This is a genomic window from Robertmurraya siralis (assembly GCF_005502275.1).
Taxonomy (GTDB): Bacteria; Bacillota; Bacilli; order Bacillales; family Cytobacillaceae; genus Robertmurraya; species Robertmurraya siralis.
Window position 1 is genome coordinate 1 of record NZ_SWLZ01000053.1, and the last position, 2,310, is coordinate 2,310.

At 31.1% G+C, this 2,310-nt stretch carries 1 protein-coding gene; it reads right to left on the bottom strand.

Annotation, left to right across the window (positions count from 1 at the left end):
* Positions 1–462: 462 nt before the first annotated feature.
* Complete coding sequence (locus FCJ93_RS24560; protein ID WP_095314855.1) at positions 463–1,014, bottom strand: hypothetical protein; 552 nt, start codon at positions 1,012–1,014, stop codon at positions 463–465.
* Positions 1,015–2,310 lie beyond the last annotated feature (1,296 nt).

A 2,310-nucleotide genomic window follows, 5' to 3' on the forward strand; every position in this document is an offset into this window, starting at 1 on the left:
AATCGTGTTTAACGGGGATAGCCACCGTTACAAAGAATCAATTATACAAGGTTAATTCTATGCGTTGGCAAGTGGTACATTTTTAAATGCCGTTTAATACATTTTTTGCTTGCCAAATACACACTGATATTGACTTTTAGATGAAAAAAACAAGTTTTTTACATAAAACAAAAACACACAAATATAAAAATAATAGACTACAATCTATTTTTGAATACATTTTAGAGCAGGATTACTTTTCTGTTGTATTATTTATGATGTACATTGAAAGCAAAGCAAAATTCTAATTTGTCAAAAGAAGCGTATATTGTTTTAGGAGCAGTTATCGTAGCTTTGGTTAACCTGTCGTGGAATTTTATTGTCAGATTTATAGAGTTTATGAAAGATCCAGGGTAAATGCAATTTCTCGAATATAGAGAAGAAGCACCTACCGAAAAGTGTTTAGCACTTGTTTATAGGGTCTTATATTGCTCCATTGTTTCTCAAATTTGACATTATTTGCGGATTGTCATTTTCAACACTATAAAAGAATACCTGATCCATATGATTTTCAATATCCCGTTCTTTTATGCTCCACTCATTTGTGGTGATTAATATTATTTTGCTTGATTTAATATTATTTAACTCTCTCAAAAAATTGATATACCGTTTATAGTCATCTAGTACAAATTGAACCGGATAAAACACCGTGAAAGTACCTTCATTTCCTTTGGGATTCGATTTTGTATGGGTTGAATAGCTATTAATATTAACTTTCATTCTCCCTAATTTATATATTGTTGTTGATTTCACAGTATACGGTAGAAGATTTTTGTTAAATGCACCATTTATATGATCCAATATATCGGACATTGAACTCGTCCTAATAATTCCCTTATCAAACTCTTTATTTAAACAGGAAAGAACCACCCTTAACTTAGCCTCATTATCATATCCTCTTACCAAAAGCGTTTTCTTCGTTTTATTATGCAAAAAATCCATTACGATAGAGATAGCATTTTGTTCATCTGTCATAATAACGCCTCCTTTATCTACTTAATTCAACAAAAAGAGATGATTTCCTTCAAAATAAACATTTTTGAGTTTTTACTCTCAGCCCAGGCATTCCAACATAATCGTATTTCGTATTGAAATTTTCAAATACGTTAGTAAAATTTTAGCATATCAAAAATTCAACTTTAGGATAGGTAAAAATGGACAAAACAAAAACAGGCTCTATCCCTTTATAGACAAGGGTAGAGCCTGTTTGTTTGTTTGATGACCTGTGAGGGACTTAAACCCCCGACCCCCACCAATCTTCAAAATCAATCTAGTTAAACTGAGTTAAATAAGTCTATTGAGTGCTGTTTTGTCAGGGATTTTCTGGTTTCAAAATCAATTGGGTTAAATAAGTTAAGCTCAGAAAAATAAGTATGTTAGCAAATTGTTAGCAAGATGGTGAGTAAGTGGTCTTTAATTTTGTAACCTTCAAGTTCTTCAAATATTTCATACTTTGGTTTTAGTGAAAAAACTCACAATTGTTTTTTCTTAACAATATCTAATCACTCAATGTGTAGGCGCAACTCAAAAAGACGCCTTTTTTTCAAGAAAAGCGCCCTGTAATTTGTGAATAATGGTATTAATCTACTTATAAAAATAGGGACATTAGCGTCACAACATTCAAGGTCTTCATTTCTATCTACTTTACTTTAAGTGCAATTTTTTTTAAATTTTCCACGAACAACATAGATTACTCCTTCATCTTTAGATCTTCCATTGGAAGTATAGCATGACAAAGTGCCAGACCATCAACAAATGTGACAATAGCTCAAACTAAGATATCACTATTAAGTGTATTGCAGAATTCTCCACTTTCTTGTCCGAATACATTTTTAGCACGATTACTACATTAACTTCCTCTACTTCACCATTCTCAGATTCAGTTACATCTAATAAATATTGGGTTATTTTGCGTTTGTCTAATTTATAAAAAAAACTTTAGTAACAACAGCATTCAGTAATTAGTTAATTCATTTTTTCTTTCTCTTCTAAAAGGAAAGCGTATTGACGGATTTCTGAGTTGGCAGACTACTAATTTATCAAAGGGAAATATAGTTAATCTTCTTTATTAAAATACAACTTAAATTTCCAATGTTTTGTTATCTTATCGTATCAATCCGAAGAGTAAAATTAATGTGGCGGTTGCATGGTGTGACCGTCAAGTAGAATGAAACAATTTTTGCTCGTTATTTTGAAACACTTTGTTCCCCAAATATGGTAGAACGATGCTTCATACGATAACTATCTTCATTTAAATGAATGATTTCTACT

What these genes read in the sequence shown, in the direction of transcription:
- FCJ93_RS24560 (WP_095314855.1), bottom strand. Translation starts at nt 1,014, where the DNA reads ATGACAGATGAACAAAATGCTATCTCTATCGTAATGGATTTTTTGCAT.